Source organism: Herbiconiux daphne, from assembly GCF_024979295.1.
Taxonomy (GTDB): Bacteria; Actinomycetota; Actinomycetes; order Actinomycetales; family Microbacteriaceae; genus Herbiconiux; species Herbiconiux daphnes.
Window position 1 is genome coordinate 1 of the sequence record NZ_JANLCJ010000589.1, and the last position, 590, is coordinate 590.

Annotated in this window: 2 protein-coding genes; both read right to left on the bottom strand. The window is 59.3% G+C overall.

Going from position 1 to position 590, the window contains the following annotated elements:
- The coding region (locus N1032_RS26610; protein WP_259543663.1) for a hypothetical protein at positions 1–242 on the bottom strand (242 nt) is incomplete at its 3' end.
- 44 nt (positions 243–286) lie between these two features.
- Positions 287–590: major capsid protein (locus N1032_RS26615; RefSeq protein ID WP_259543664.1), on the bottom strand; the 304-nt coding region annotated here is incomplete at its 5' end.

Genomic DNA, 590 nt, shown 5'->3' on the forward strand with positions numbered 1-590 from the left:
TTCGCAGCGGCCAGAGCATTCACGGCAGTCACCAGCGCAGCAGCGTCAGCGCCCACAGCGACGTCCGCCGGTTTGGTCTGCGGCGTAATGCCGAGAGCAGTCAGGGCCGCCGCCGGTGTCGCCGTTTTCATCAGCGCTTTACCGGTCACGCCCGCGCCGCTCAGGTTGTCCACGGTTGGGGCAGTGATAGGACCAGCCGCGCCGACGGTGGAGAATTGACCCTGTTCGTCTAAATATTTCATCTCGTAACCTCATGTAAAAAAGGGGCCGCGATGGCCCCTTGTTGTTACTTCTGGAAATGCAGATAACCGGCCTGACCTTCGGCATCGAATTTAAATTCGATGGCCGCAGCGGCGATCACGCTGAACACGTAATCATCCTCAGGGTTCAGGCGGTTTTTCGGGCGAGTGGTCACTGGCATCCCGTTCAGGACGCTCAGCACGTCGGGACGCTTGCAAACGCCGAGGATTTCGTTCGGCAGGACGCGAGACGCTGGCACGATAGCGGCCAGACCAGGAATCTCCTGGATCGCTGCGAGGATTTTTTTCGGGTAGGTCGCGACGTATTCAGTCGAGGACGCATAGAACCAG